Source organism: Streptomyces parvus (genome assembly GCF_014648875.1).
GTDB lineage: Bacteria > Actinomycetota > Actinomycetes > Streptomycetales > Streptomycetaceae > Streptomyces > Streptomyces parvus.
This window is the reverse complement of record NZ_BMRY01000006.1, coordinates 404,087-429,409: the sequence shown is the minus strand read 5'-3', so window position 1 is coordinate 429,409 and position 25,323 is coordinate 404,087. Positions and strand designations below refer to the sequence as shown.

At 72.6% G+C, this 25,323-nt stretch carries 26 protein-coding genes; 21 read left to right on the top strand and 5 right to left on the bottom strand.

The window, feature by feature from the left end; translation table 11 throughout:
- Positions 1 to 109: 109 nt before the first annotated feature.
- The 11 genes from ald to IE140_RS21160 all read left to right on the top strand — a co-directional run bounded on the left by ald (position 110) and on the right by IE140_RS21160 (position 10,471).
- Positions 110 to 1,225: an alanine dehydrogenase gene (gene ald, locus IE140_RS21210; RefSeq protein WP_032767585.1), complete on the top strand. Its 1,116-nt coding sequence runs from the start codon at positions 110 to 112 to the stop codon at positions 1,223 to 1,225.
- 368 nt (positions 1,226 to 1,593) lie between these two features.
- Complete coding sequence (locus IE140_RS21205; protein WP_010070292.1) at positions 1,594 to 2,712, top strand: ParA family protein; 1,119 nt, start codon at positions 1,594 to 1,596, stop codon at positions 2,710 to 2,712.
- Positions 2,709 to 3,269, top strand: a complete 561-nt coding sequence (locus tag IE140_RS21200) for a hypothetical protein (protein ID WP_189460624.1) — start codon at positions 2,709 to 2,711, stop codon at positions 3,267 to 3,269. The genes IE140_RS21205 and IE140_RS21200 overlap by 4 nt, the downstream gene beginning before the upstream one ends.
- 82 nt (positions 3,270 to 3,351) lie before the next feature.
- The gene (locus IE140_RS21195) at positions 3,352 to 4,386 is read left to right on the top strand and encodes a segregation/condensation protein A (RefSeq protein WP_150196858.1); all 1,035 of its coding nucleotides are present in this window, start codon (positions 3,352 to 3,354) and stop codon (positions 4,384 to 4,386) included.
- A complete protein-coding gene (scpB, locus tag IE140_RS21190) occupies positions 4,383 to 5,039 on the top strand; it encodes an SMC-Scp complex subunit ScpB (RefSeq protein ID WP_030590389.1) in 657 nt (218 codons plus the stop codon). The genes IE140_RS21195 and scpB overlap by 4 nt, the downstream gene beginning before the upstream one ends.
- Complete coding sequence (locus IE140_RS21185; protein ID WP_109178065.1) at positions 5,039 to 6,313, top strand: pseudouridine synthase; 1,275 nt, start codon at positions 5,039 to 5,041, stop codon at positions 6,311 to 6,313. The genes scpB and IE140_RS21185 overlap by 1 nt, the downstream gene beginning before the upstream one ends.
- Before the next feature lie 124 nt (positions 6,314 to 6,437).
- Entirely contained in the window at positions 6,438 to 7,094 is a 657-nt protein-coding gene (gene pnuC, locus IE140_RS21180) for a nicotinamide riboside transporter PnuC (RefSeq protein WP_150196857.1), read from the top strand.
- The gene (locus IE140_RS21175; RefSeq protein ID WP_150196856.1) at positions 7,091 to 8,170 is read left to right on the top strand and encodes an AAA family ATPase; all 1,080 of its coding nucleotides are present in this window, start codon (positions 7,091 to 7,093) and stop codon (positions 8,168 to 8,170) included. Before pnuC ends, IE140_RS21175 begins: the two co-directional genes overlap by 4 nt.
- Entirely contained in the window at positions 8,167 to 8,943 is a 777-nt protein-coding gene (locus IE140_RS21170) for an NUDIX hydrolase (RefSeq protein WP_032767541.1), read from the top strand. The genes IE140_RS21175 and IE140_RS21170 overlap by 4 nt, the downstream gene beginning before the upstream one ends.
- Positions 8,940 to 9,965, top strand: coding sequence for an ADP-ribosylglycohydrolase family protein (locus tag IE140_RS21165; protein ID WP_150196855.1), 1,026 nt, complete (start codon positions 8,940 to 8,942; stop codon positions 9,963 to 9,965). The genes IE140_RS21170 and IE140_RS21165 overlap by 4 nt, the downstream gene beginning before the upstream one ends.
- A 62-nt stretch (positions 9,966 to 10,027) precedes the next feature.
- Positions 10,028 to 10,471, top strand: a complete 444-nt coding sequence (locus IE140_RS21160; protein WP_150196854.1) for an SRPBCC family protein — start codon at positions 10,028 to 10,030, stop codon at positions 10,469 to 10,471.
- 5 nt (positions 10,472 to 10,476) lie between these two features.
- On the opposite strand, the gene IE140_RS21155 is transcribed toward IE140_RS21160, so the two are convergent.
- Together IE140_RS21155 and IE140_RS21150 are read right to left on the bottom strand one after the other, a co-directional pair.
- A complete protein-coding gene (locus tag IE140_RS21155; protein WP_128808322.1) occupies positions 10,477 to 11,175 on the bottom strand; it encodes a nucleotidyltransferase domain-containing protein in 699 nt (232 codons plus the stop codon).
- A gap of 55 nt (positions 11,176 to 11,230) precedes the next feature.
- Positions 11,231 to 11,668, bottom strand: a complete 438-nt coding sequence (locus IE140_RS21150; RefSeq protein ID WP_032775759.1) for a Rieske (2Fe-2S) protein — start codon at positions 11,666 to 11,668, stop codon at positions 11,231 to 11,233.
- A gap of 252 nt (positions 11,669 to 11,920) precedes the next feature.
- On the opposite strand from IE140_RS21150, the gene aroH reads away from it, so the two are divergent.
- From aroH to der, 5 genes are all read left to right on the top strand, one after another.
- Positions 11,921 to 12,283 (top strand): chorismate mutase, encoded by a 363-nt coding sequence (aroH, locus tag IE140_RS21145; RefSeq protein WP_093442883.1) that lies wholly within the window; start codon positions 11,921 to 11,923, stop codon positions 12,281 to 12,283.
- The gene (locus tag IE140_RS21140) at positions 12,280 to 13,365 is read left to right on the top strand and encodes a prephenate dehydrogenase (RefSeq protein ID WP_150196853.1); all 1,086 of its coding nucleotides are present in this window, start codon (positions 12,280 to 12,282) and stop codon (positions 13,363 to 13,365) included. The genes aroH and IE140_RS21140 overlap by 4 nt, the downstream gene beginning before the upstream one ends.
- Positions 13,366 to 13,498: 133 nt before the next feature.
- Positions 13,499 to 14,194, top strand: a complete 696-nt coding sequence (gene cmk, locus IE140_RS21135; RefSeq protein ID WP_029181954.1) for a (d)CMP kinase — start codon at positions 13,499 to 13,501, stop codon at positions 14,192 to 14,194.
- Entirely contained in the window at positions 14,191 to 14,847 is a 657-nt protein-coding gene (locus IE140_RS21130) for a lysophospholipid acyltransferase family protein (RefSeq protein ID WP_030721491.1), read from the top strand. Before cmk ends, IE140_RS21130 begins: the two co-directional genes overlap by 4 nt.
- Before the next feature lie 78 nt (positions 14,848 to 14,925).
- Positions 14,926 to 16,395 carry a ribosome biogenesis GTPase Der gene (der, locus tag IE140_RS21125; RefSeq protein ID WP_032767530.1) on the top strand — a complete coding sequence of 490 codons (1,470 nt, stop codon included), beginning with the start codon at positions 14,926 to 14,928 and terminating at the stop codon, positions 16,393 to 16,395.
- A 68-nt stretch (positions 16,396 to 16,463) separates the two neighbouring features.
- Here the strand turns inward: der and IE140_RS21120 are convergent, their stop codons facing one another.
- The gene (locus tag IE140_RS21120; RefSeq protein WP_093442879.1) at positions 16,464 to 16,799 is read right to left on the bottom strand and encodes a hypothetical protein; all 336 of its coding nucleotides are present in this window, start codon (positions 16,797 to 16,799) and stop codon (positions 16,464 to 16,466) included.
- A 137-nt stretch (positions 16,800 to 16,936) separates the two neighbouring features.
- Positions 16,937 to 17,719, bottom strand: a complete 783-nt coding sequence (locus IE140_RS21115; protein WP_150196852.1) for a DUF8842 C-terminal domain-containing protein — start codon at positions 17,717 to 17,719, stop codon at positions 16,937 to 16,939.
- A 593-nt stretch (positions 17,720 to 18,312) separates the two neighbouring features.
- On the opposite strand from IE140_RS21115, the gene IE140_RS21110 reads away from it, so the two are divergent.
- The 4 genes from IE140_RS21110 (at position 18,313) to IE140_RS21095 (ending at position 21,937) form a co-directional block, all read left to right on the top strand.
- Entirely contained in the window at positions 18,313 to 19,596 is a 1,284-nt protein-coding gene (locus IE140_RS21110; protein WP_150196851.1) for a glycosyltransferase family 4 protein, read from the top strand.
- Positions 19,593 to 20,429: a transferase gene (locus IE140_RS21105; RefSeq protein ID WP_093442875.1), complete on the top strand. Its 837-nt coding sequence runs from the start codon at positions 19,593 to 19,595 to the stop codon at positions 20,427 to 20,429. Before IE140_RS21110 ends, IE140_RS21105 begins: the two co-directional genes overlap by 4 nt.
- Before the next feature lie 59 nt (positions 20,430 to 20,488).
- The gene (locus IE140_RS21100) at positions 20,489 to 21,454 is read left to right on the top strand and encodes a helix-turn-helix transcriptional regulator (protein ID WP_150196850.1); all 966 of its coding nucleotides are present in this window, start codon (positions 20,489 to 20,491) and stop codon (positions 21,452 to 21,454) included.
- Between the two features lie 267 nt (positions 21,455 to 21,721).
- On the top strand, positions 21,722 to 21,937 hold the full coding sequence (locus IE140_RS21095; RefSeq protein WP_109178056.1) for an I78 family peptidase inhibitor: 216 nt from the start codon (positions 21,722 to 21,724) through the stop codon (positions 21,935 to 21,937).
- 82 nt (positions 21,938 to 22,019) lie between these two features.
- On the opposite strand, the gene IE140_RS21090 is transcribed toward IE140_RS21095, so the two are convergent.
- A complete protein-coding gene (locus tag IE140_RS21090; protein ID WP_093442873.1) occupies positions 22,020 to 23,036 on the bottom strand; it encodes a phosphatase PAP2 family protein in 1,017 nt (338 codons plus the stop codon).
- Between the two features lie 499 nt (positions 23,037 to 23,535).
- On the opposite strand from IE140_RS21090, the gene IE140_RS21085 reads away from it, so the two are divergent.
- Entirely contained in the window at positions 23,536 to 25,263 is a 1,728-nt protein-coding gene (locus tag IE140_RS21085) for an MFS transporter (protein WP_150198377.1), read from the top strand.
- Positions 25,264 to 25,323: the final 60 nt, after the last annotated feature.

Below are 25,323 nucleotides of genomic sequence, written 5' to 3'. Positions count from 1 at the left end.
TTAGACTGGCTCTGCCGCGTTCCTCCGTGGCGTCTCCATTTATGCTGTATATGTCCGGGTGTGCACCGTTGTGCCCGGGTGACCCTCCGAGCCAAGGACCGTGATCGACGTGAAGGTCGGCATCCCCCGCGAAGTCAAGAACAACGAGTTCCGGGTGGCGATCACCCCCGCCGGAGTGCATGAGCTCGTCCGCCACGGCCACCAGGTCGTCATCGAGCACGACGCCGGCGTCGGCTCGTCCATCCCCGACGCCGAGTACGTCGCCGCCGGCGCCCAGATCCTGGCCACCGCCGACGAGGTCTGGGCCGCCGCCGACCTGCTGCTGAAGGTCAAGGAGCCGGTCGCCGAGGAGTACCACCGCCTCCGCAAGGACCAGACGCTCTTCACCTACCTGCACCTCGCGGCCTCCCGCGAGTGCACCGACGCGCTGCTGGCCTCCGGCACCACCGCCATCGCCTACGAGACGGTCGAGACCGCGAACCGCGCGCTCCCGCTGCTCGCCCCGATGTCCGAGGTCGCGGGCCGCCTCGCCCCGCAGGTCGGCGCGTACCACCTGATGCGCTCGGTCGGCGGCCGGGGCGTGCTGCCCGGCGGCGTCCCCGGCACCCACGCCGGTGAGGCCGTCGTCATCGGCGGCGGCGTCTCCGGCTGGAACGCCACGCAGATCGCCGTGGGCCTCGGCTTCCACGTCACGCTGCTCGACCGCGACATCAACAAGCTCCGCGAGGCCGACAAGATCTTCGGCACCAAGGTGAAGACCGTCGTCTCCAACGCCTTCGAGCTGGAGAAGGCCGTCGTCGAGGCCGACCTCGTCATCGGCGCCGTGCTGATCCCCGGAGCCAAGGCCCCGAAGCTGGTGACCAACGAGCTCGTCGCCAAGATGAAGCCCGGAAGTGTACTTGTCGACATTGCAATCGATCAGGGCGGTTGCTTCGAGGACTCGCGTCCGACGACCCACGCGGAGCCGACCTTCCCGGTCCACGACTCGGTCTTCTACTGCGTCGCCAACATGCCCGGCGCGGTCCCGAACACCTCCACCTACGCGCTCACCAACGCGACGCTTCCCTACATCGTGGAGCTCGCCAACCGTGGCTGGGCGGACGCCCTGCGCCGCGACGCCGCGCTGGCCAAGGGCCTCAACACCCATGAGGGACAGGTGGTTTACCGCGAGGTGGCCGAGGCGCACGGTCTCCCGCACGTCGAGCTGAGCACGCTCCTCGGCTGACGGGTCAACCGACTTCGTCAACATCGGGACTCCGGCCGGACCTTGCCGCGCAAGGTCCGGCCGCAGGCGTATCGGGCCCCGTGAGGCCCTTGCGCAACTCGCGCCGAACATAACCCTTTACCCGTTTCGTACGGCGGCGAAATGTGCGGCTTGGTCGCTGTGCACCCTTGACAGCGAGGCGTTCGATTGCCGACACATCGGGCCGGGTCCGGCGGATTGTGTTGCTGCGGACCGGTGACACGCCATAGAGTCGCCAATCGTCGGCATGGTGCCACGCTGACCTATCGATAAGTTGCCTGGTCACGTCCAAGGAGGTAAGACGACTTGTGAATGAGTCGACAATTACTCCTGGGGGTGGTCAACCAGGGATGCCTGTACGGGGTCTGAGCCCGATCGGGCTCGAAGCTGTCGGCTCCGTCGCGGTCCGCACCTTCGCCACCCAACAGCACATGACGACAGCCCCCCAGATGATGGACGGCCCACACGTGAACGCCACGGCCGGCAACGAGAGCAGCCGGGACACCGACCGCTTCGCCGACTTCGCCGAGGTGCCCGAGGGGCACTTCTACGACCCCGACGCCGAGTACGAACCCGATCCGGAGTACGCGGCCACCCTCGCGCCCGACGCCGCGCGTCAGCGCCGCGAGCGCATCGGCCCGACCGGACGGCCCCTGCCGTACTTCCCGATCCCGGGTCCCCTGACCGACCACGGCCCCGCGAAGATCATCGCGATGTGCAACCAGAAGGGCGGCGTCGGCAAGACCACGTCGACCATCAACCTGGGCGCCGCGCTCGCGGAGTACGGACGCCGGGTCCTGCTCGTCGACTTCGACCCGCAGGGCGCGCTCTCCGTCGGCCTCGGGGTCAACCCGATGGAGCTGGACCTCACCGTCTACAACCTGCTCATGGAGCGGGGCATGGCGGCCGACGACGTCCTGCTCAAGACCGCGGTCCCCAACATGGACCTGCTGCCCAGCAACATCGACCTCTCCGCGGCCGAGGTGCAGCTCGTCAGCGAGGTGGCCCGCGAGTCCACGCTCCAGCGCGCCCTGAAGCCGCTGATGGCCGACTACGACTACATCGTGATCGACTGTCAGCCCTCGCTCGGTCTGCTCACCGTGAACGCCCTGACGGCCGCTCACAAGGTCATAGTGCCGCTGGAGTGCGAGTTCTTCGCGCTGCGCGGGGTGGCGCTGCTCACCGAGACCATCGAGAAGGTCCAGGAGCGGCTCAACCCGGAGCTGGAGCTCGACGGCATCCTCGCCACCATGTACGACTCCCGTACGGTGCACAGCCGCGAGGTCCTGGCGCGCGTCGTCGAGGCCTTCGACGAGCACGTCTACCACACGGTCATCGGGCGCACGGTCCGCTTCCCGGAGACCACGGTCGCCGGTGAGCCCATCACCACCTACGCCTCCAACTCGGTCGGCGCCGCCGCCTATCGCCAGCTCGCCAGGGAGGTGCTCGCCCGGTGTCACGCCGAGTGAGTCTGCCGGGGGCCGACGAACTGTTCCGTACCACCGGAGGCGGGATGGGCCTCCAGCCGTCCTCCCCCGCGGAGCGGCGGCGCAAGGCGAACGGCGAGCCACGGGTGCCCGCGCCCGCCGGGGAGAGCGATCCCTCCGGCCAGGCCCCGTCGTCCGCCGACCGTGAGGAGCACGCCGCGGCCGACGCCGACGGCGGCGACGCACGCGGCCGTGGCGGCGAGGGCGAGCGAGCCCCCTCCGCCAAGGCCGGTGAGCGTCCCGCCCCCTCCGCCGCCCCGGCCGAGCAGCAACCGGCGGTCCAGCCCCAGCGCAGGCGCGGCGCACGCGGCGCGAACCGCCGCCCCAGCGGCCGGGAACGCCACGACGAGAAGATCACGGTCTACGTCTCCGCCGAGGAGCTGATGGACCTCGAACACGCCCGGCTCGTCCTGCGCGGCGAACACGGCCTCGCCGTCGACCGGGGCCGTATCGTCCGCGAGGCGGTGGCGGTGGTCCTCGCCGACCTGGAGTCCCGGGGCGACGCGAGCATCCTCGTACGGCGGCTGCGCGGCCGCTGACCGGCACGGCGCGGGTAGCCTGCCCCGCAGGGCCCCCGACCGCGGGGACCCGCCACCGCCGCCGCCCCACCCCTGGACCCCCATGCCCACGCCCGACGATCCCGCCGCCCCGCGCCGCCGCGCCCTGGGCCGGGGACCGGGCGTGGCGGCGTTTCCGGAGCCGGAGCCCGTACCGGTAGCCGAGCCGGAATCCGTACCGGAGCCCGTCAGGGAGTCCGCGGCCGGGCCGGAGGCCGTACCGGAGCCGGAAGCCGTTCCCGTACCGGCAGGGCCGGAGCGCGCGCCCGAGCCCGAGCCCGACGACAAGCGGTTCACCGTCCGCCTCGTGAACTTCGAGGGCCCCTTCGACCTCCTTCTCCAGCTGATCTCCAAGCACAAGCTGGACGTGACCGAGGTCGCGCTCTCCAAGGTCACCGACGAGTTCATGGCGTACATCCGCGCCATGGGCCCCGACTGGGACCTCGACCAGACCACCGAGTTCCTTGTCGTCGCCGCCACCCTCCTCGACCTGAAGGCCGCCCGGCTGCTGCCCGCTGCCGAGGTCGAGGACGAGGCGGACCTGGCGCTGCTGGAGGCGCGGGACCTGCTCTTCGCGCGGCTGCTCCAGTACCGCGCGTACAAGCAGATCGCCGAGATCTTCCAGGGCCGCCTGGAGTCGGAGGCCCGCCGCCACCCGCGTACGGTCGGCCTGGAGGACCAGCACGCCGAGCTGCTGCCCGAGGTGGTCATCAGCATCGGGCCCGAGGGCTTCGCGAAGCTCGCGGTGAAGGCGATGCAGCCGAAGCCGAAGCCCCAGGTGTACGTGGACCACATCCACGCCCCCCTGGTCAGCGTCCGGGAACAGGCGGGCCTGGTGGTGGAGCGGCTGCGCGCGGCCGGGGAGGCGGTCAGCTTCCGGACGCTGACCGAGGACGCCCCGGACACCCTGACCGTGGTGGCCCGGTTCCTGGCCCTGCTGGAGCTGTACCGCGAGAAGGCCGTCACGCTGGACCAGGACGAGGCGCTGGGCGACCTGCTGGTGGCCTGGTGCGGCGGGGAGGGCGCGGAGCCGGTGGTGACGGACGAGTTCGACCAGGAGCTGAACGGCGGCACGGACGAGGAGGGCGTACGGGAATGAGCGAGCAGCCGGATCAGGAGCGGGACGAGGGCGCGGTCGCCTCGCTCGACCTCAAGCCCGCCCTGGAGGCGGTCCTCATGGTCGTCGACGAGCCCGCGACCGTCGACCACCTCGCCAAGGTGCTCCAGCGGCCCCGCAGAGCCGTGGCGGACGCGCTGCGGGAGCTGGCCGACGAGTACACCGTGCAGCGCCGGGGCTTCGACCTGCGGCTCGTCGCGGGCGGCTGGCGGTTCTACACCCGGCCCGAGTACGCGGCGGCCGTGGAGGGCTTCGTCCTGGACGGCCAGCACGCCCGGCTCACCCAGGCCGCGCTGGAGACCCTGGCGGTCGTCGCGTACCGGCAGCCGGTGAGCCGCTCGCGGGTCTCGGCGGTCCGCGGAGTCAACTGCGACGGGGTCATGCGGACCCTCCTCCAGAGGGGCCTGGTGGCCGAGGCGGGCGCGGAACCCGAAACAGGTGCGATCCTGTACAGGACGACGAACTACTTTCTGGAGCGAATGGGCCTGCGCGGCCTGGACGAGCTCCCGGAGCTCGCGCCCTTCCTCCCGGAGGCGGACGCGATCGAGGCTGAGACGCTAGAGGGTGTGCCGTCGTTCGATCCGGACGCACCGGACACCCCGGATACTCACGCAGACGACAAGACGGAATTTTGATGCGAAGCAGTGGCAGGAACAGCGGAAGCGGCGGCGGCAGCGGCCGGAGCGGCGGCCAGGGCGGTCGTCCCGGCGGTCAGGGCGGCGGCGGGCGCGGTCAGGGTGGCCGCGGCGGCGGGTCCTTCCGCCAGGGCCAGGGCGGCGGCCAGGGCGGACGCTCCGGTGGCCAGGGCGGCGGCGGACGCGGCGGCAGCGGCCAGGGCGGTCGTTCCGGCGGCCAGGGCGGCCGCCAGGGCTTCCAGGGCGGGCGCGACGAGCAGGACCAGCGCCCCCGCCGTCCCCGCCCCGAGGAGCGCCGCTACGACGTCGGCAACGACGCCCCCGGCGCCCGCGGCGGCCAGGACGGCCCCCGCAAGGGCCGTGGCACGGCGGCCCGTGGCGGCGCCAAGGGCGGCCCGAAGTCCGCGCAGGGCGGCAGCGGCGGCGGCTTCCGGCGCGGCGGCTCCCCCTCGCGCCCCCGGGAGCTGGACGCCAAGATCGAGCAGCGCAACCGCGACCGGTACGCGAACAAGCCCGACATCAAGCTGCCCAAGACCCACCCGGGCGCCGAGCAGGAGGGCGAGCGGCTGCAGAAGGTCCTCGCCCGGGCCGGCATGGGCTCGCGCCGCGCGTGCGAGGAGCTGATCGAGCAGGCCCGCGTCGAGGTCAACGGCGAGATCGTCGTCGAGCAGGGCATGCGCGTCGACGTGCACAAGGACGAGATCAAGGTCGACGGCCTCACCGTCGCCGCCCAGTCGTATCTCTTCTTCGCGCTGAACAAGCCCGCGGGTGTCGTCTCCTCGATGGAGGACCCGGACGGCCGCCAGTGCCTCGGCGACTACGTGAACAACCGCGAGACGCGGCTGTTCCACGTCGGCCGGCTCGACACCGAGACCGAGGGCATCATCATGCTCACCAACCACGGTGAGCTGGCCCACCGCCTCACGCACCCGAAGTACGGCGTGAAGAAGACCTACCTGGCCGCCATCCAGGGCCCGCTGCCGCGCGACCTCGGCAAGCGGCTCAAGGACGGCATCCAGCTGGAGGACGGCTACGCCCGCGCCGACCACTTCCGCGTCGTCGAGAACACCGGCAAGAACTACCTGGTCGAGGTGACACTCCACGAGGGCCGCAAGCACATCGTCCGCCGGATGCTGGCCGAGGCCGGCTTCCCGGTCGAGCGGCTCGTGCGGACGTCCTTCGGGCCGATCCCGCTGGGCGACCAGAAGTCCGGCTGGCTGCGCCGCCTCACCAACACCGAGGTCGGCATGCTGATGCGCGAGGTCGGCCTCTAAGAGCTTCACCAAGGCCCGCGGCCGGTATCCCGTTCGGAAAGTTCGAACAGAACCGGCCGCGGGCCTTTTGCTGCCCCCGCCCACCCTTTATAGTCAGAGTGACTATTAAGAAGGAGGCGGGCCCGTGAGCCTCGCGGACATACTCGATCCCCTGCAACAGCCCCTGGTGACGGTCCTGGACACCCCGGTCAGCTGGACCGAGGTGCTGGGCTTCGGCAGCGGGGCGCTCTGCGTCTGGCTCGTGGCCCGCCAGCACATCGCCAACTGGCCGATCGGCATCGCCAACAACCTCTTCTTCATCCTGCTGTTCACCCAGGCCGGTCTGTACGCCGACGCCGGTCTCCAGATCGTCTTCATCACCCTCGCCGCGTACGGCTGGTGGACCTGGACCCACGGGGGTGGACCAGGGACCTCGGTCCTGCCGGTGCGCAGGACGACCCGCACCGAATGGGCCTGGCTGCTCGCGGCGGGGGTGGTGGGGACCGCCGCGATCACGCTGCTGCTGTCCCGGGCCACCGACTCCACCGTCCCGTTCTGGGACGCCCTGACGACGTCCCTGTCGCTGATGGCGACGTACGGGCAGTGCCGGAAGCGGCTGGAGTCCTGGTGGCTGTGGATCGCCGCCGACGTGGTCTACATCCCGCTCTACGCCCACAAGGGGCTGTATCTGACCTCGCTGCTGTACGCCGGGTTCCTCGCGCTCTGCGTCGTCGGCCTGCGCAACTGGCACCGCGACGTGACCGCACGCGAGGCCCGGACCCCGGAGGTGGCCGCCGTATGACGCGCTACGGACACGGCCTGGTCCTCGGCAAGTTCTACCCGCCGCACGCCGGGCACCACCACCTCGTCCGGACCGCCCGGGACCGCTGCGAACGGCTGACCGTGCTGGTCTGCGCGGCCTCCGTGGAGTCCGTCCCGCTCGCGGACCGGGTCGCCTGGATGCGCGAGATCCACCCGGATGTCACGGTGGTCGGCGCGGTCGACGACACGCACATGGACGTCAACGACCCGGCGGTCTGGGACGCGCACATGGCCGTCTTCAGGGCCGCCGTGCCCGAGCGCGTGGACGCGGTCTTCACCTCGGAGGCGTACGGGGAGGAACTGGGCCGCCGCTTCGGTGCCGCGTCCGTGCTCGTCGACCCCGACCGCACCCTCTTCCCGGTCTCCGGCACCGCCGTCCGCAAGGACCCCGTCGGCTGCTGGGACTTCCTCCAGCCGCCCGTACGGGCCGGCCTCGCCCGCCGCGTCGTCGTCCTCGGCGCGGAGTCCACCGGCACCACCACCCTCGCCCGGGCGCTCGCCGCCCACTACCGGGCGCGCGGCGGGGTGTGGGCGCGTACGGGGTACGTCGCCGAGTACGGGCGCGAGTACAGCGAGGACAAGCTCGCCGGCCTGCGCGGACGGTGGCCCGGGGCCGCCTGGGAGGACGTCACCTTCACCACCGACGACTTCCCGCTCATCGCACGGACCCAGAACGAGCGCGAGGAGGCCGCCGCCCGGGCCGGATCCCCGGTGCTGTTCTGCGACACCGACTCCTTCGCCACCACCGTCTGGCACGAGCGGTACGTCGGCGGCCGCAACCCCCTCGTCGAGGAGATCGCCGACCGGGCCGACCACCACCTGTGGCTGCTCACCGACCACGAGGGCGTCGCCTTCGAGGACGACGGGCTGCGCGACGGCGAGGAGCTGCGCCCCTGGATGACCGACCGCTTCCGCGCCGAACTCACCCGCACCGGACGCCGGTTCATCGAGATGACCGGCCCGCCCGAGACGCGGCTCGCCGCCGCCGTCGCCGCCGTCGACGGACTCCTCGCCACCGGCTGGGACTTCGCCGCGCCCCTCCCGGAGAAACGATGACCACCCCCGCCCCCGAGGGCTACGACCCGCACGCCTACGCCCCGTTCGCGGTCACCGTCGACCTCGCGGTCTTCACCGTCCGCGAGGCCCGGCTGCACGTGCTGCTCGTCGAACGCGGCCAGGAGCCCTTCCGGGGGCGGTGGGCGCTGCCGGGCGGCTTCCTGCTGCCCCGTGAGTCCGCGGACGACGCCGCCCGCCGCGAACTGGCCGAGGAGACCGGCCTCGGCCCCGGCACTGTCGGCGCCCTCCACCTGGAGCAGCTGCGCACCTACACCGGCCCGGACCGCGACCCGAGGATGCGGGTCGTCTCCGTCGCCTACGCCGCCCTCCTGCCGGACCTGCCCGAACCGCGCGGCGGCGGCGACGCGGCGAGCGCCCGGTGGTGGGACGCGGACGCCGTGGGCCCCCTCGCCTTCGACCACGACACGATCCTCGCCGACGCCCGCGACCGGATCGGCGCCAAGCTCGAATACAGCTGCCTGGCCACCGCGTTCTGCCCCGCCGAGTTCACCCTCGGCGAGCTCCAGCAGGTCTACGAGACCGTCTGGGGCGTCGAGCTGGACCGGCCCAACTTCCGGCGCAAGGTGCTGAGCGCGCCGGGCTTCGTCCAGCCGGTCGGCGGCCCGCCGCGCCGCACCGGAGGCCGGGGCAAACCCGCCGCCCTCTACCGGGCGGGCGACGCCACCGCCCTGCACCCGCCGCTCCTGCGCCCGCCGCGCACGGATGCCTCCCCCTCCTCTTCCTCCTCCGCAACGGAAGGACACGACCGATGACTCTCGCCATCCCGCCCCTCACCAAGCAGGCCGCGACCGGCGTCCTGACCGGGCTCGCCCTCGGAGACGCGCTCGGCTTCCCCACCGAGTTCAACGACGTGCCCTCCATCCTCGCCAAGTTCGGCCCCTGGCGGCGGATGCCGCTGCTGGAGCCCGCCGTCGTCTCCGACGACACCCAGATGACGATCGCGCTGGGCCGCGGCATCCGTACCGCCATGGACAGCGGGCTGCTCACCCCGGAACGGATGGTGGGCCCGGTCAGCGCCGAGTTCATCGCCTGGTACCACGCACCGGACAACAACCGGGCCCCCGGCAACACCTGCCTCACCGCCTGCCGTCTGCTGGAGAGCACCCGGATCTGGCAGCAGGCCAGCCAGACGCACTCCAAAGGCTGCGGCGCCAACATGCGGGTCGCCCCCGTCGGCCTGGTCCCCGGCCTCAGCGAGGAGCAGCGGGCCGGCGCCGCCCAGCTCCAGGCCGCCCTCACCCACGGCCACCCCACCGCCCTGGCCGCCTCCGACCTGCTGGCCCGCGCGGTGTTCCTGCTCGCCCAGGGTGCCGAACCCCTGGGCCTGATCGGTCAGCTGCGCAGCTACGCCCTGGACAACCGGGGCCGCTACCACACCCGCTGGCTCGGCGACCTCTGGCGCCACGCGGGCGACGCCACCCCGCAGGCGTACATCCAGCGCGGCTGGGACGAGTGCCTGACGGCCCTGGAGACCGTCCGGGACGCGCTGCGCGACCCGTCGCCGGAGACCGACCCGTGCGAGCGGACCGGCGACGGCTGGATCGCCGAGGAAGCCCTCGCCACCGCCCTGCACTGCTTCCTGCTCTTCCCCGAGGAGCCCGTCACCGCCCTGCGCCGGGCCGCCTGCACCCGGGGCGACTCCGACTCCATCGCCTGCCTGACCGGAGCGCTGGCCGGGGCTCACCTGGGCGCGGCGGCCTGGCCCAAGGAGTGGTCCGAGCGCATCGAGTACCGCAGCGACCTGCTGTCCCTCGCGGCGCTCTGGGATGCCTGACCGGCGGGGGAGGGGGTACGAGAGGGCGGAACCCGTTCCCGTACGAAGGCCTGGTGGTATCCGTGTCCTCCTCACTCGTCGAGACCGTCGACATCAAGGCCCCGGTGGCCGTCACCTGGTCCCTGTGGAGCGACGTCACCCAGTGGCCTCGGTTCCTGAGCCACGTCCAGCGCGTCGATCCGATCGACGAGCGGCGTTTCGCCTGGCAGCTCTCGCTGCCCGGCGCGGACAAGAACTTCGTCGCCGAACTCACCGAGGTGATCCTCGAGGACCGCATCGCCTGGAAGACGGTCGAAGGCGTCCACCACGCGGGGGTGGTCACCTTCCACCGGCTCGACGACACGTCGAGCCGCGTCGCCCTGCAGATCGAGTACGACCCCCAGGGCTTCATCGAGCGCCTCGGGGCGCTGACCAACCTCGACTCCACGCTGGCCAACTACGACCTCGGCGAGTTCCAGAAGCTGGCCGAGCTCACGGCCGGGGCGGGCGGTCCCCGGACGCTCTGAGCCCCTCAGGGGCCTCGGCGCGCCGAGGCCCGCCGGGTCCGCACGAGGAAGTCCTCCACCGCCGCCCGGTCCGGACCGGGCGGCAGCGGCGAGCGGGCCACCGCCTCGTCGTTCTCCTCGCCGAGCCGGTCCATCCGCCGCTCCACCTCCGCCCACGGCACCTCGCCCCGCTTCACCGCCAGCAGCTCGTCCCGGGCACCGCCCACGTCGATGCGCAGCTCACCCGTACGCAGCAGGTCCCGGCTGCTCGCCAGCAGCCGCAGCAGATGCATCGCGTGCTTCCAGCGCGGCGCGCCGTGCACCCGCACGTCCGCCTCCAGCTTTCGCCGCTGTCCCCGCGCGTACCGGACGAACGTGCCGTGGGCGAGCCGCGACAGGAACGCCCCGCGCAGCGCCAGCAGCTCCCGCCCGGTGTCGTCCACGGACTCCACCAGCGGGGAGTGCAGGCACTCCAGCACATTCGGGTTGGCCCGGAGCGCCAGCTCGCAGAAGCGCTCCAGCTCCCAGGAGAACTGCTCCGGCGCGGGTCCTTCGACATGCGTCGGCGGCTTCTCGAACCGCCAGAACAGCTCCGTGGGCGCGAGGAACACACCCCGCCGGTCCGTGTCGCTGTCCTGCGTGGCCAGTCCGAAGGCGCGCGAGCCCATCACACAGGCGTAGACCGTGTGGTCGCGTACGAGTGCTTCGCCGGGGGCGCTGATCATGGCCGCGAGCGTACGGGGGAGCGGGCGGTGGCGCCCCGGGATTTCCGGTCCGTCCTCAGCCCAGCCGGATCGCCCCGCCCGAGACGCTGATCTGCTCGGCGGGCAGCGGCCGGGTCGCCGGGCCGGCCTCGACCGCCGCGTCCGTGACGCTGAACCTGCTGCCGTGGCACGGGCAGTTGATGGTGCCGTCGCTCACCGTCGAGACGAGACAGTTCTGATGGGTGCAGACGGCGGAGAACGCCTTGAACTCGCCCTCCGTCGGCTGCGTCACCACCACCTTCTGCTCCTTGAAGACGGTGCCGCCGCCGACCGGGATGTCCCCGGTCCGGGCCAGCTCCGCCCCGCCCGTGGCGTCCCCCGGCGCGCTCGGCGCCGGGCTCGCGTCCTCGCCGCCGTCCCCGTCGGAGGATCCGCAGCCGGTTGCCAGGGCGGCGGCGCCCGCCGCACCCGCGGCCAGCACCGTCCTTCGCCGTGCGTTCAGCCGTGCGTTCATGGGGTGCTCTCCTTCGGTGACGGCGGGTGGGGCCATCGTGGCGGCGGCGGGCCCCCGGGCGAAGCAACCGGGCGGACCGTGCCCCCGACCGAGTGGCGGACGGGACTCCGACGGACGTGGGCCCGCCCGTCTCAGGGACGGAACACCGTGATCACGTCCGGCGCGGCCGATCTAGGCTGAGGGGAGCAGCGGGCCGCGCCGGAAGGCGCCGGGCCCGGGCACCGAAGAGCAGCGAAGAACGAGGAGTGCGACGTGGCGGTACGAGCGGTCCGGGGCGCCGTCCAGCTGGAGCGGGACGAGGCCGGGCACATGGACGAGCGGGTCGGTGAGCTGCTGACCGCCGTCCTGGAACGCAACGAGCTCGTCGCCGACGACCTGATCAGCATCTGGTTCACCGCCACCCCGGACCTGCACAGCGACTTCCCGGCCGCCGCCGCGCGCGGCCTCGGCATCGTCGACGTACCCCTGATCTGCGCCCAGGAGCTGGACGTCGACGGGGCGATGCCCCGGGTCGTCCGTATCCTCGTGCATGTCGAGACCTACCTCGCGCGCGCCGAGATCAGCCACGTCTACCTCGGCGCCACCGCCACCCTGCGCAAGGACATCGCCCAGTGAGAACCGCCCTCGTCATCGGAACCGGGCTCGTCGGCACCTCTGCCGCCCTCGCACTGGCCGGCCGGGGCGTCCACGTGCACCTCGTCGACCACGACCCCGAGTCGGCCCGCACCGCCGCCGCGCTCGGCGCCGGAACCGAGGAGCCGCCCGCCGGCCCGGTCGACCTCGCCGTCGTCGCCGTGCCGCCCGCGCACACCGCCGCCGTCCTCGCCACCGCCATGCGCGACGGGGTGGCCCGCGGCTACCTGGACGTCGCCAGCGTCAAGGGCGGCCCGCGCCGCGAGCTGGAGGCGCTCGGCCTCGACCTCACCCCGTACATCGGTACGCATCCGATGGCCGGCAAGGAGCGGTCCGGCCCGCTGGCCGCCACCGCCGACCTCTTCGAGGGGCGGCCCTGGGTGCTCACCCCGACCCGGGACACCGACACCGAGGTGCTCAACCTCGCGCTGGAGCTGGTCGCCCTGTGCCGGGCCGTCCCCGTCGTCATGGACGCCGACGCCCACGACCGGGCCGTCGCCCTCGTCTCGCACACCCCGCAGCTGATCTCGTCGATGGTCGCCGCCCGGCTGGAGGAGGCCGACGAGACCGCCGTACGGCTGTGCGGCCAGGGCATCCGGGACGTCACCCGGATCGCTGCCTCCGACCCCCGGATGTGGGTGGAGATCCTCTCCGCCAACCCCGGCCCGGTCGCCGACGTCCTCGCCGGGGTCGCCGCCGACCTGGAGGAGACCGTGACCGCGCTGCGCGGCCTCGACTCCGCCGACGCCGGGAAGCGGAGCGCCGGCACCCACGCCATCGAGGACGTCCTGCGGCGCGGCAACGCCGGCCGCGTCCGGGTCCCCGGCAAGCACGGCGCCGCCCCCACCGCGTACGAGACCGTCGCCGTCCTCATCGGCGACAAGCCGGGCGAGCTGGCCGCGATCTTCGCCGACGCCGGGCGGGCCGGGGTCAACATCGAGGACGTCCGCATCGAGCACGCCACCGGCCAGCAGGCGGGCCTCGTCCAGATCATGGTCGAGCCCAGCGCCGCCCCGGTCCTCGGCGCGGCCCTCCAGGAACGGGGCTGGTCGATCCGCGGCTGAGCCCGGCGCCCGCGACCCGTGCGAGGGTGGCGGGCGCCTCCCCCGTACGGGGTACAAGGGCACCTCCCGCACTCGGTAACCTGGTACGAGGCCGTTCCCTGGCCCGTCCGTCCCCACCCCGTGTACCAGGAAGGTGTCCACCACCGTGGAAACCGCACGCTCCTCCGTGATCGTCGCCATCGACGGGCCCTCGGGCACCGGCAAGTCGAGCACCTCCAAGGCCGTCGCCGCCGCGCTCGGCCTGAGCTACCTGGACACGGGCGCGCAGTACCGGGCCATCACCTGGTGGATGCTGACCAACGGCATCGACGTGAGCAACCCGGAGGAGATCGCCACCGCCGCCGCCAAGCCCGTGATCGTCTCCGGCACCGACCCCGCCGCCCCGACGATCACCGTCGACGGCGAGGACGCCTCGGGCCCGATCCGCACCCAGGAGGTCACCTCCAAGGTCAGCGCCGTCAGCGCGGTCCCCGAGGTGCGCACGCTCATCACCGCGCTCCAGCGCTCCATCGCCGCGGCCGCCACCGGCGGCATCGTCGTCGAGGGCCGGGACATCGGCACCACCGTGCTGCCCGACGCCGACCTCAAGATCTTCCTCACCGCCTCCCCGGAGGCCCGCGCCGCCCGCCGCAGCGGCGAGGTCAAGGGCTCCGACCTGACCGCCACGCGGGAGGCCCTGATCAAGCGGGACGCCGCCGACTCCGGCCGCAAGACCTCCCCGCTCGCCAAGGCGGACGACGCCGTCGAGGTCGACACCACCGAGCTGACCCTCCAGCAGGTCATCGAGTGCGTCGTCACCCTCGTCGAGGGGAAGCGGGTCGCCGCGTGAGCGATGCCACCGGCGCGCCCACGCTGCGCGGAGCGGCCGTCGGGCGCACCATCGGCATCGGCCTGATGTACGGGCTGTGGAAGCCCCGGGTCCTCGGCGCCTGGCGGGTGCCCGCCGCCGGACCCGTCATCCTCGCGGTGAACCACTCCCACAACATCGACGGACCGATGCTGATGGGCACCGCACCCCGGCCGGTGCACTTCCTGATCAAGAAGGAGGCGTTCGTCGGCCCCCTCGACCCGTTCCTGCACGGAATCGGGCAGATCGAGGTGGACCGTACGACCGTCGACCGCACCGCCATCGGCCACGCCCTCGGCGTGCTGGCGGACGGCGGAGCCCTGGGGATCTTCCCGGAGGGCACCCGGGGCGAAGGAGACTTCGCCTCGCTGCGCGCCGGCCTCGCCTACTTCGCGGTACGGGGCGGGGCCCCGATCGTCCCCGTGGCCGTCCTGGGAAGCACCGAGCGCCGCGGACGGTTGATACGGGGGCTGCCCCCGCTGCGCAGCCGGGTCGACGTCGTCTTCGGTGACGCGTTCGACGCGAGCGCCGGCGACGGGCGGCGTACGCGCAAGGCGCTGGACGAGGCGACCCTGCGGATCCAGGCGAAGCTGACCGCCCACCTGGAAAGCGCCAAGCGCCTCACGGGGCGATAGGCGAGACTTGACCTGACTTGAGTAGTGGACCGCGCTGATCGTGGTCCATCGATGATGATGCAAAGAGGAACGGACTTCATGAACGACCAGATTCACTCCGACGGCTCGGGCCACGAGCACGGAGAACTTGGCGATGCCGAGTACGCGGAGTTCATGGAGCTCGCCGCGCAGGAGGGCTTCGACCCCGAGGAGGTCGAGGGCGCCCTCGGCGAGGCCGGTCACGGCCCGCTCCCCGTGCTCGCCGTCGTCGGCCGCCCCAATGTCGGCAAGTCGACCCTGGTGAACCGGATCATCGGCCGCCGCGAGGCCGTCGTGCAGGACAAGCCCGGCGTTACCCGCGACCGCGTCAGCTACGAGGCCGAATGGGCCGGCCGCCGCTTCAAGGTCGTCGACACCGGCGGCTGGGAGCAGGACGTGCTGGGCCTCGACGCCTCCGTCGCCGCCCAGGCGGAGTACGCCATCGAGACGGCCGACGCGGTCGTCTTCGTCGTCGACTCCACCGTCGGCGCCACCGACACCGACGAGGCCGTCGTCAAGCTGCTGCGCCGGGCGGGCAAGCCCGTCGTCCTCTGCGCCAACAAGGTCGACGGCCAGAGCGGCGAGGCCGACGCCACCGCCCTGTGGTCCCTCGGCCTCGGCGAGCCCTACCCGGTCTCCTCGCTGCACGGCCGCGGCACCGGCGACATGCTCGACGCGGTCCTGGAGGCCCTGCCGGACGCCCCGGCCCAGAAGTTCGGCACCGCGCTCGGCGGGCCCCGCCGGATCGCCCTGATCGGCCGCCCGAACGTCGGCAAGTCCTCCCTGCTGAACAAGGTCGCGGGCGAGGACCGGGTCGTCGTCAACGAGCTGGCGGGCACCACCCGCGACCCGGTCGACGAGCTGATCAACCTCGGCGGCATCACCTGGAAGTTCATCGACACGGCCGGTATCCGCCGCCGCGTCCACCTCCAGGAGGGCGCGGACTACTACGCCTCGCTGCGTACGGCCGCCGCCGTCGAGAAGGCCGAGGTCGCCGTCGTCCTGATCGACTCCAGCGAGTCCATCAGCGTCCAGGACCAGCGCATCATCACCATGGCCGTGGAGGCCGGGCGCGCCGTCGTCGTCGCCTTCAACAAGTGGGACACCCTCGACGAGGAGCGCCGCTACTACCTGGAGCGCGAGATCGAGACCGAGCTCGCGCAGATCTCCTGGGCCCCGCGCGTCAACGTCTCCGCCGTCACCGGCCGCCACATGGAGAAGCTGGTCCCGGCCATCGAGACCGCCCTGGAGGGCTGGGAGACCCGCGTCCCCACCGGCCGGCTCAACGCCTTCCTCGGCGAGATCGTCGCCTCCAACCCGCACCCGATCCGCGGTGGCAAGCAGCCGCGCATCCTCTTCGGCACCCAGGCGGGCACCAAGCCCCCGCGCTTCGTGCTCTTCGCCTCCGGCTTCCTGGAGCACGGCTACCGCCGCTTCGTCGAGCGCCGGCTGCGCGAGGAGTTCGGCTTCGAGGGCACCCCGATCCACATCTCCGTCCGGGTCCGCGAGAAGCGCGGCCGCAACAAGTAGCACCGGCGTACGACGAAGCCCTGGGCCGCTCTCGCGAGAGCGGCCCAGGGCTTCGTCGTACGCCGGTTTCAGGAGTCCCGTGACCCCGGAGGCAGCGCCGCGGGACGGGGCCGCCCCGCATGCCGCCCGACCCGCTGCCAGGAACCGAGGCTGCCCGTCGTGCGCTGGCTCTGCCCGCCGCTCCCGCCCGGGCCGCCGTGTCCGCCGTGCGAGGCGGCGGCGGAGTGACCGCTCAGCGGGGCCCGGGAAGCGAAGAGACCGGCGCCGAAGGCCGAGAAGCCGAGATTCTCCTCACCGCTCCGGTCGCCCGGCAACGCCCGGAACGAGCGCCGGTACTCGGAGTACAGCGCGTCGTAGATCGGGGTGGGGGACACGCCCCCCGGCGGATCCTGCGCAGGACGCATGGCGGGGATCTGACTCTGATGCTGGCGGGGGGAGTCGTATGAGTGCACGTAGGTGCCAACGACCTCACGGCCCGTCGGATGCGGCCCCGCCGGAGAAATCGCTGTTCGGCGGGGGTGGCCGAGTCGGCCCGACATGATCAGGTTCCGGCCAGCGGCATCGAGGCGGCGACCAGGACCCCGTTGGCCGCGGCCTTCTCCAGGGCGTCCCGGAGCAGGTCCTCGCGCGGCTGCTGGCCGATCGTGCCGGCCGGGGCCGCGAAGACGAGGACCGTCTGCGACTTGTTGACCGCAGCCCGCCAGCCCTCGGTGACCTGGAGCGGCTGGTGGGCCTGCCACCAGGCGACCGGGTTGCCGCCGCCGGCGCTCGGCTGCAGCACGGCGTGCAGCTGACCCACCGCCAGCAGCACGGACCAGCCGGGGAGGACCTCCGGCAGCCGGTTCATGTCGGGGGCGGGACGGAAGCCCTGCTCCAGCAGCAGCTGGAGGAACTCGTCGCCCCCGCTGCCGTCGGTGCCGGGCCTGGCGACCGGGCCGGTCGGTTCGACGACCAGGGCCGGGCGCAGATCGTCCTCGATGAGGACGAGTCCGCTGGTGATGCCGAGGACGGCCTGTTCGGGCATGAGCCCCTCCGTGTCCTTCTGCTCGCTGCCGGTGATACTGCGCACCGCGCCCTGGAGCTGGTCCTCCGCGACCCTGACGACCTGCGAGGGGATGCACGTCGCGTGGGCGAACGCGAGCACGGCGGTCTCGTCGCCGATGAACAGCACCGTGCTGGTGCGTTCCTGGTCGGAGTCGCCGGGGGTGCGGCAGGAGGTGCAGTCGTAACTGCCCGGGGTGTTGTCGCCGACGAGCAGCCGGTCGGCTTCGTCGTCGCCGATCTCGGCGCGTACGTCCTGGCTGACGTCGAGCATGCGCGGCACGGGGGCTCCTCGAACTCGGTGCGTGGGCCGGGTGGTTCCCGGCTCATGAAGAGACAACGCGGGATCCGTGGCCGGGGTCACGCACCAGAGCGGACGGAAGTGCGGCCAGGTCGACACATCGGTACATCGACTGTCCGGCGGACGGCTTCCGCGCGCTCGCCGGACGGCTCCCGCGTGTCCGGCGGACGGCTTCCGCGCGCTCGCCGGACGGCTCCCGCGTGTCCGGCGGACGGCTTCCGCGCGCTCGCCGGACGGCTCCCGCGTCCCGCTCGGAAATTCCTCCGGGGCGCAGGCAACTTCCCGGCCTTTTCCTTCGTCAAGCTCGAAGGAAAGCATTGGCGAACGGGTGGCGGGTAGGCGCCGGTTTACCGCACCGGTGGGCCCGCGGGAGCGGACCCGGCACTTCCGGACTCGCAGGAAAACGGATGGACAGCCTCCGGAACCCGCAGGTCAGCGTGCGTCCGGCGGCGGAACCGGGGATCCCGTGCGCCATCTCGCGGATGCTCCGGGATTTCCCGGCGTATTTCGGGCACGAATCCGCGGGGAAGTGGCAGTCTTGACCAGGCCGGGTCGACAGGGGAAACAGCGACACCATGCATATTTCTTTTCTTCTGCACAATGCCTACGGAATCGGAGGAACGATCCGGACGACGTTCACGCTCGCCCGTACGCTCGCCGAGCAGCACGACGTCGAGATCGTGTCCGTCTTCCGGCACCGTGACGTCCCCGTCCTCGGCGCCCCCGAGGGCGTGACCCTGCGCCACCTCGTCGACCTGCGGAAGAAGAGCGCGACCTACGACGGCGAGCGTGCCGAACACGCCCGGCCCGCCACCGTGTTCCCGCGCGGCGACAGCAGGCACAAGCAGTACAGCCGGCTCACCGACGCCCGGATCGCCGCCCACCTCCAGGGCATCGAGGCGGACGTCGTCGTCGGCACCCGCCCCGGACTCAACGTGCACCTCAGCCGGCAGACCCGACGCGGACCGGTGCGCGTCGGGCAGGAGCACCTGACGCTGGACAGCCACGGCTACCGGCTGCGCCGCGAGATCGCCCACCGCTACACGCTCCTCGACGCGCTCACCACCGTCACCCGCGCCGACGCGGACGACTACCGCAGCCGGCTGAAGCTCCCGGGCGTACGGATCGAGGCCATCCCCAACGCCGTCCCCGAGCCCGCCTGCCCGCCCGCGGACGGCGACCTGAAATGGGTCGTCGCGGCGGGCCGGCTGCACCGCGTCAAGCGCTACGACCTCCTCGTGCGGGCCTTCGCCCAGGTGTCCGCGGCCCGCCCCGACTGGCGGCTGCGCATCTACGGCGGCGGGGACGCGACCGGGAACGAACAGGCGGCGCTGCGCTCCCTCGTCGACGAACTCGGCCTGCACAACCATGTGTTCCTGATGGGCTCGGCCAACCCCATGGAGGCCGAGTGGCCCAAGGGGTCGATCGCCGCCGTCACCTCCGAGCGCGAGTCCTTCGGGATGACGATCGTCGAGGCGATGCGCGGCGGACTGCCCGTCGTCGCCACCGACTGCCCGCACGGACCGGCCGAGATCATCGAGGACGGCGTCGACGGCCGCCTGGTGCCGGTCGGCGACCCGGACGCGATCGCCGCAGCCCTGCTCCAGCTGATCGAGGACGACGGACTGCGCCACCGGATGGGCGGGGCCGCGCTGAAGGCCTCGGCCCGCTTCGACCCGGCCCGGATCGCCGAGCAGCACGAGAGCCTGTTCACCGAGCTCGTCGCGCGCGGCAGCCAGGGGCACGGGCACGGAGCCCTGCGCACCGCGCTGCACCGCACCCGGGGCAGCGTCCTCGACGGGGCCTACGCCCTGCGCTACAAGGCCGCCGACGTGCTCCGCAAGGGAAGGTCCTCATGAACTCCACCGTTGTACGGGCCGACTGCGCCGCCGACCGCGCCGGAACGCTCACCTTCGACCTGACCGCCCCGGCTCCCGTCCCCGATTCCGTGCTGCTCCTGCGGCGCCGGGGTGCGGCGGGCAGGAAGCCCGGCGGCACGCTGCGCATACCGCTCAGCAGGCCGGCCCCCGGACGGCTGCGGGGAGTGCTCCCGGCCTCCACCGAACTGGCCGAGGGGCGTTGGGACGCGTATGTCGAGGAGCCCGGGGACGAGCCCGCCGAGGCGGTTGTCGAACCGGGGCTGCGCGACCTGCGGGCCCTCGTCGACCGCTGCCCGGACACCGGAACAGCGAGCGTCAGCGCCCGGGTCCCGTACCCGACCCTGGACGGCCGGCTCGCCGTGCGTTCCTGGGTCCGCGCCCCGCACGCCGAGGCGGGCGCCGTCCTCGCGGGCCCGGCCGGCATGACGGTCCGGGGTGTGCTGTACGGCGTCGAGGCGGGGGAGGGTGCCGTGGTGGAGGCCCGGCTGCCGGGGGAGCCCGACCGGGTGCACCGCGTCCCGCTCACCGCCCCGGACCCGGACGGACCGGCCGGGTCCTTCACCTTCACCCTGCCCTACGCCCCGCCGGCCGCCGGACCCGTCCCCGAGGCGCAGCGCTGGCAGCTGTGGCTGGTCCCGGCGACAGGCGCGGCCGGGGTCAGGATCTCCCGGATACTCGACGACGTCTGGTCCCGCGACAAGTCCTTCGTCTACCCGGGCCACCCGGCGGCCCCGGGAGTGCGCGCCACCCCCTGCTACACCACCGACAACGACCTGTGCCTGCGCCTGGAGCCCGTACCCGCGGACCGCTGACGCCGAGGAAGGGGGCTTGCGGACGGGGTCTGTCCGCAAGCCCTGGCAGACTCGCCCCCATGTTGGAGACCTCGGCACGACTGCTGCGCCTGCTCTCGCTGCTCCAGACCCACCGTGACTGGTCCGGCGCCGATCTGGCCGACCGGCTGGGCGTCACCCCGCGCACGGTCCGCCGGGACGTCGACAAGCTGCGCGAACTCGGCTACCCGGTGAACGCCGCCCGCGGCACCGGTGGCGGCTACCAGCTCGGGGCGGGCGCCGAGCTGCCGCCGCTGCTGCTGGACGACGAGGAGGCCGTCGCGGTCGCCGTCGGCCTGCGCACGGCCGCCGGGCACGGTATCGAGGGCATCGGCGAGTCCTCCGTAGGCGCGCTGGCCAAGCTGGAACAGGTGCTGCCGAACCGGCTGCGCAGCAGGGTGGGCGCGCTCGGCGCGTTCACCGTGCCGATGCTGCACGGCCAGGACGCCTCCTTGGTCGACCCCGGCCTGCTCACCGAGCTGGCCGCGGCCTGCCGGGACGCCGAACGCCTCCGGTTCGCCTACCGGACCCACGGCGGGGAGTCCTCACGCCGGACGGTCGAGCCGCACCGGCTGGTCTGCACCGAGCGCCGCTGGTATCTGGTGGCCTGGGACCTGGAGCGGGAGGACTGGCGCACCTTCCGGGCGGACCGGATCACCCCGACCCCGCCCCACGGCCCCCGCTTCGTCCCGCGCCCTCCGCCCGCCGAGGACCTGGCGGCGTACGTCTCGCAGGGCGTCGCGGTCTCCGCCTACGCGGCCCGCGCCGTGATCCTGCTGAGAGCCCCGCTGGCGGAGGCCGCCCAGCGGATCTCGCCGTCCGCCGGGGTCCTGGAGGCCGTGGACGCGGACACCTGCCGGCTGACCACGGGCGCCCCGGACCTCACCGTCCTGGTGATCCATGTCCTGATGATGGGGATCGATTTCGAGGTGATCGAACCTCCCGAGCTCACCGATCTGATGCGGGACGCGCGGGAGAGACTCACCCGGGCGCTCGACGGACCGTGAGTCCACGGGAGGGAAAGGAGAGTTTACGGGGGAGAGAAATTCCGGTGCGCCGGGCAGGGTGAAAATCTGCCGCTCCGATCGTAAAAGAAGCAGGTCACCCTATGATTTCGCAAAGCTTCCCGCCGGTCCGTCCGGGTGAATAGAACCGCGTATAAGCGTGTGGGGATCCTGTGACACAAGCGTGACCGCCACGGCACATGGAGATGCAACGGAACGCCCTGACGGCCCCGCCTTCCGTCACGGTCCCGGGCCGCCTACGGTGAGGGCATGGCATCTCTACCGACCCCTCCAGCACAGCCGGACGACGACGCCGACGCGTACGTCGGCCTCGCCGCCGACACCGCCGAGCGGCAGGCCAGAAGCCGTGGCTGGGACACGGTCCGGTCCGTCCCCCCGGGCGCCTTCCTGACCATGGAGTTCCGCCACGGCCGCATCAACTTCCAGGTCGAGGACGACACCGTGACGCGCTGCTGGGTGGGCTGACCCGCCGGCTCCCCGCCCGACACGCCGCAACGCCGAAGGCCCCGACCGCGGTCGGGGCCTTCGGCGTCTCCACGGGCTCGTGTCAGCCGCCGGTCATCGGGCGGGCCGGGCTGCCCGCGCGCGGGCCCCGCTCGGTGTGCGGCGGCGGTCGGCGGACGCCCGCCGGGGCCACCGGCATGGAGCCCGGGCGCGCCGGGTGCCCGGTGTGGGCCCGCGCCCGGACGCCCGTCGCCGCGTGCCCGGCGGGGAGCGCCGGTTCGGCCGGGGCGGTGACGGCCTCGGCGGTGAGGCCGTCGGTGGCCATCGACTGCGGCAGCAGCACCGGCTGCGGTCCGGTGTCGGCCACGGGCGCCGGACGGGCCCCGCCGCGACGCTCCCGCCACCGCTCGCGCATCGCGAAGATCCAGGCCTCGGTCCGGGCGATCAGCGGCTCGAACCAGGGGAGCGCCAGCAGGATGAGCAGACCGGCCGCCCACCCCAGCAGGACATCGCTGAGCCAGTGCGTACCGATGTAGACGGTGGTGAGGCCGACACCCAGCGAGACCGTCGCGGAGACCGCCGACAGATAGCGCCTGGCCCGTGGCGTGGTGGCCAGGTAGGCGAGGATTCCCCAGGTCACGACGGCGTTCGCGGTGTGCCCGGAAGGAAATATATCGCCGCCGGCGAACATCTCGGCCGAGCCGATCTGCGTCGCGTAGTGCGGGCCGAGCCGCCCGAGCCCCAGCTTGACCGCGCCCACCGTCACATTGAGCAGGAGCAAGGACGTGCCGAGGACCAGCAGCGGCCGGAGCGTGTGCTGACGCCAGGAGCGCCAGCCCAGCCAGCAGGCGACCATCACCGCCGTGGGGCCGCGCTGGCCGAGCACGACGTAGTAGTCCAGGAAGGGGTGCAGCTCGGGCCACTGCTGGTAGGGCCGGAACAGCATGACCTTCCAGTCCAGGGCCACCAGCCAGGACGTGATCAGCACCGCCCAGACGATGGCGAGATAGAACGCCAACGTCCCGCCGAAGAGGGCGATGCGGTGACGGCTCATCCGCGGTGCCTCTATCTTCGGCGGTTCCGGCTCCCGGTCCAGCCGGGCAAAGATGTCGGTACGCACCCAATCGACGTTACAGCGAGTGAGTGTGCGAGCAGGCCAATCCGGCCGCTTTGTGATGACGATGTGATGTGGACTTTGTCTCGGAACGGCGTCTTTTCCGGGCGTCGAGAAGAATCCTCGTGATCTTGGCCCCAATAGCGCGCGGGTTCCGTTCGTAAGCGTGTTTGATCTCTCGGAAAATGAGGCGCACCGAAATCCGCGGCAATTGATCCCGCCATTCGGGGGAGCCGCACACCGCCCCGCCGCCCCCCGCGCCGGCCGCCCGCGGCCCCGCCGCCACGGGCCTCCGGCCCCCCGACGGGAGCCCCACCGGCCGGGCCCGGGATGGCGTACGCCACACTGTGCGGCGGACCGGGGTATGACGTGGACCACGTGTGACCACCCCGAACTCGCGTACGCTGACGAATCACTCGCCCGCCGATGCCGGGCCCGAGGGACGCGCACCCCACACGTCACCGTCGGTCCGCCGAGCGCGAGGGACCCATCGGGAGGTACGTAGATGTCCGGGACGACCACGGCCGGAGTCCGGCTGCGCAAAGCCGACGACGCCAACCGCTGGGTCGTCCTCGTGGTCCTCTGTCTCAGTCTTCTCGTCGTCGCACTCGACGCGACCGTGCTCCATGTCGCGGTGCCGTCCCTCACCGAGGATCTGCGTCCGAGCGGCACGGCCCTCCTGTGGATCGTCGACGCCTACCCCCTCGTCTGCGCCTCGCTGCTCATCCTCTTCGGCACGCTGGGTGACCGGATCGGCAGACGGCGTGTGCTCCTGATCGGTTACGCGCTGTTCGGCCTGGCCTCCGTGCTCGCCGCGACGGCCGACACCTCCGGCGTCCTGATAGCGGCCCGCGCCCTCCTCGGCGTCGGCGGCGCGATGATCATGCCCGCCACGCTGTCGATCCTGCGCCAGGTCTTCCCCGACCGCCGGGAGCGGGCGCTCGCCATCGGGGTGTGGACCGCGGTCGCCGCGGTCGGCGCCGCCACCGGGCCGGTCGTCGGCGGCTTCCTGGTCGAGCACTTCTGGTGGGGCTCGGTCTTCCTGATCAACATCCCGCTGATGGCCGTGATCCTGCCGCTCGGCCGCTGGCTGCTGCCCGAGTCGCGCGGCGGCGACGACGGCCCGTGGGACGTGCTGGGCGCGCTGATGGCCGCGGCCGGGGTGCTCGGCCTGGTCCTGGGCGTCAAGCGCCTGGGCGGCGGGGCGGGGCTCCTGGATCCGGTCGCGCTCGGCCCGCTGACCCTCGGTCTCGCGCTCCTGATCCTCTTCGTCCGCCGGCAGAAGCGCCGCAGGCATCCGCTGATCGACGTGTCGATGTTCGCCCGCCCGGCCTTCTCCACCGCCGTCGGCTGCATCGTGCTCGCCATGCTGGCGCTGGTCGGCCTCCAACTGATCGCCGTCCAGTACCTCCAGCTGGTGCTGGGGCTCACCCCGCTGGAGACCGGACTGCGCCTCCTGCCGCTGACCTTCGCGGCGATGGCCGCGGGCGCCACCGGCTCGTACACCCTGCGCCGCTTCGGCCCCCGGCGCATGGTCGGCTGGGGCTTCGTCCTCACCGCGTCCTCCGTCCTGGTGCTCACGGCGATGGGGCAGCACGACCGGCCCGCCCTGCTGACCACCGCGTTCGTGCTGCTCGGCTTCGGGCTGCAGACCACGCTCTTCGGGGCGTACGAGTCGATGCTCAGCGACGCCCCGCCGGAGCGGGCGGGCGGCGCGGCGGCGATCGGCGAGACCTCCTACCAGCTCGGCGCGGGCCTCGGCATCGCCCTGCTCGGCAGCGTCATGAACGCCGCCTACGCCCCCGGCCTCGCCTCCCTCGGCGACAAGGGCGTCCCGGCCCGTGCCGGGGCCGAGGCCTCCCACTCACTGGGCGAGGCCTACCAGGTCGCCGCGCAGCTCGGCGGCCCGATGGGCGATCTGCTGCGCACCACGGCCCGGCACGCCTTCATCGACGGACTCCACATCACGCTCTTCGTCAGCGCCGGGCTCCTGCTGCTCGGGGCGCTGGCCGCCCTGCGGCTGCCGAAGGTCATGGAGTGCCCGCCGAAGGAGCCCTGCCGCCGGAGCGAAGCCGAGCCGGCCGAACGGCCCGAACCGGCCGGCACGGCCCAGGCGAACCAGGCGACCGAGGCCGTCCGTCCCGCCACGCGGAACCGCCCGGCCCCGCGCCCGATGCTGCCCGCGCGCCGCGAGCCGGCCGAGGCGGCGGGCTCTGGACGAGCGGCACACTGACCCGTAACGTCAGCACAACGCCCTGACTACCACTGCTAGTTTTCGGAGGGCGGGCGTCTC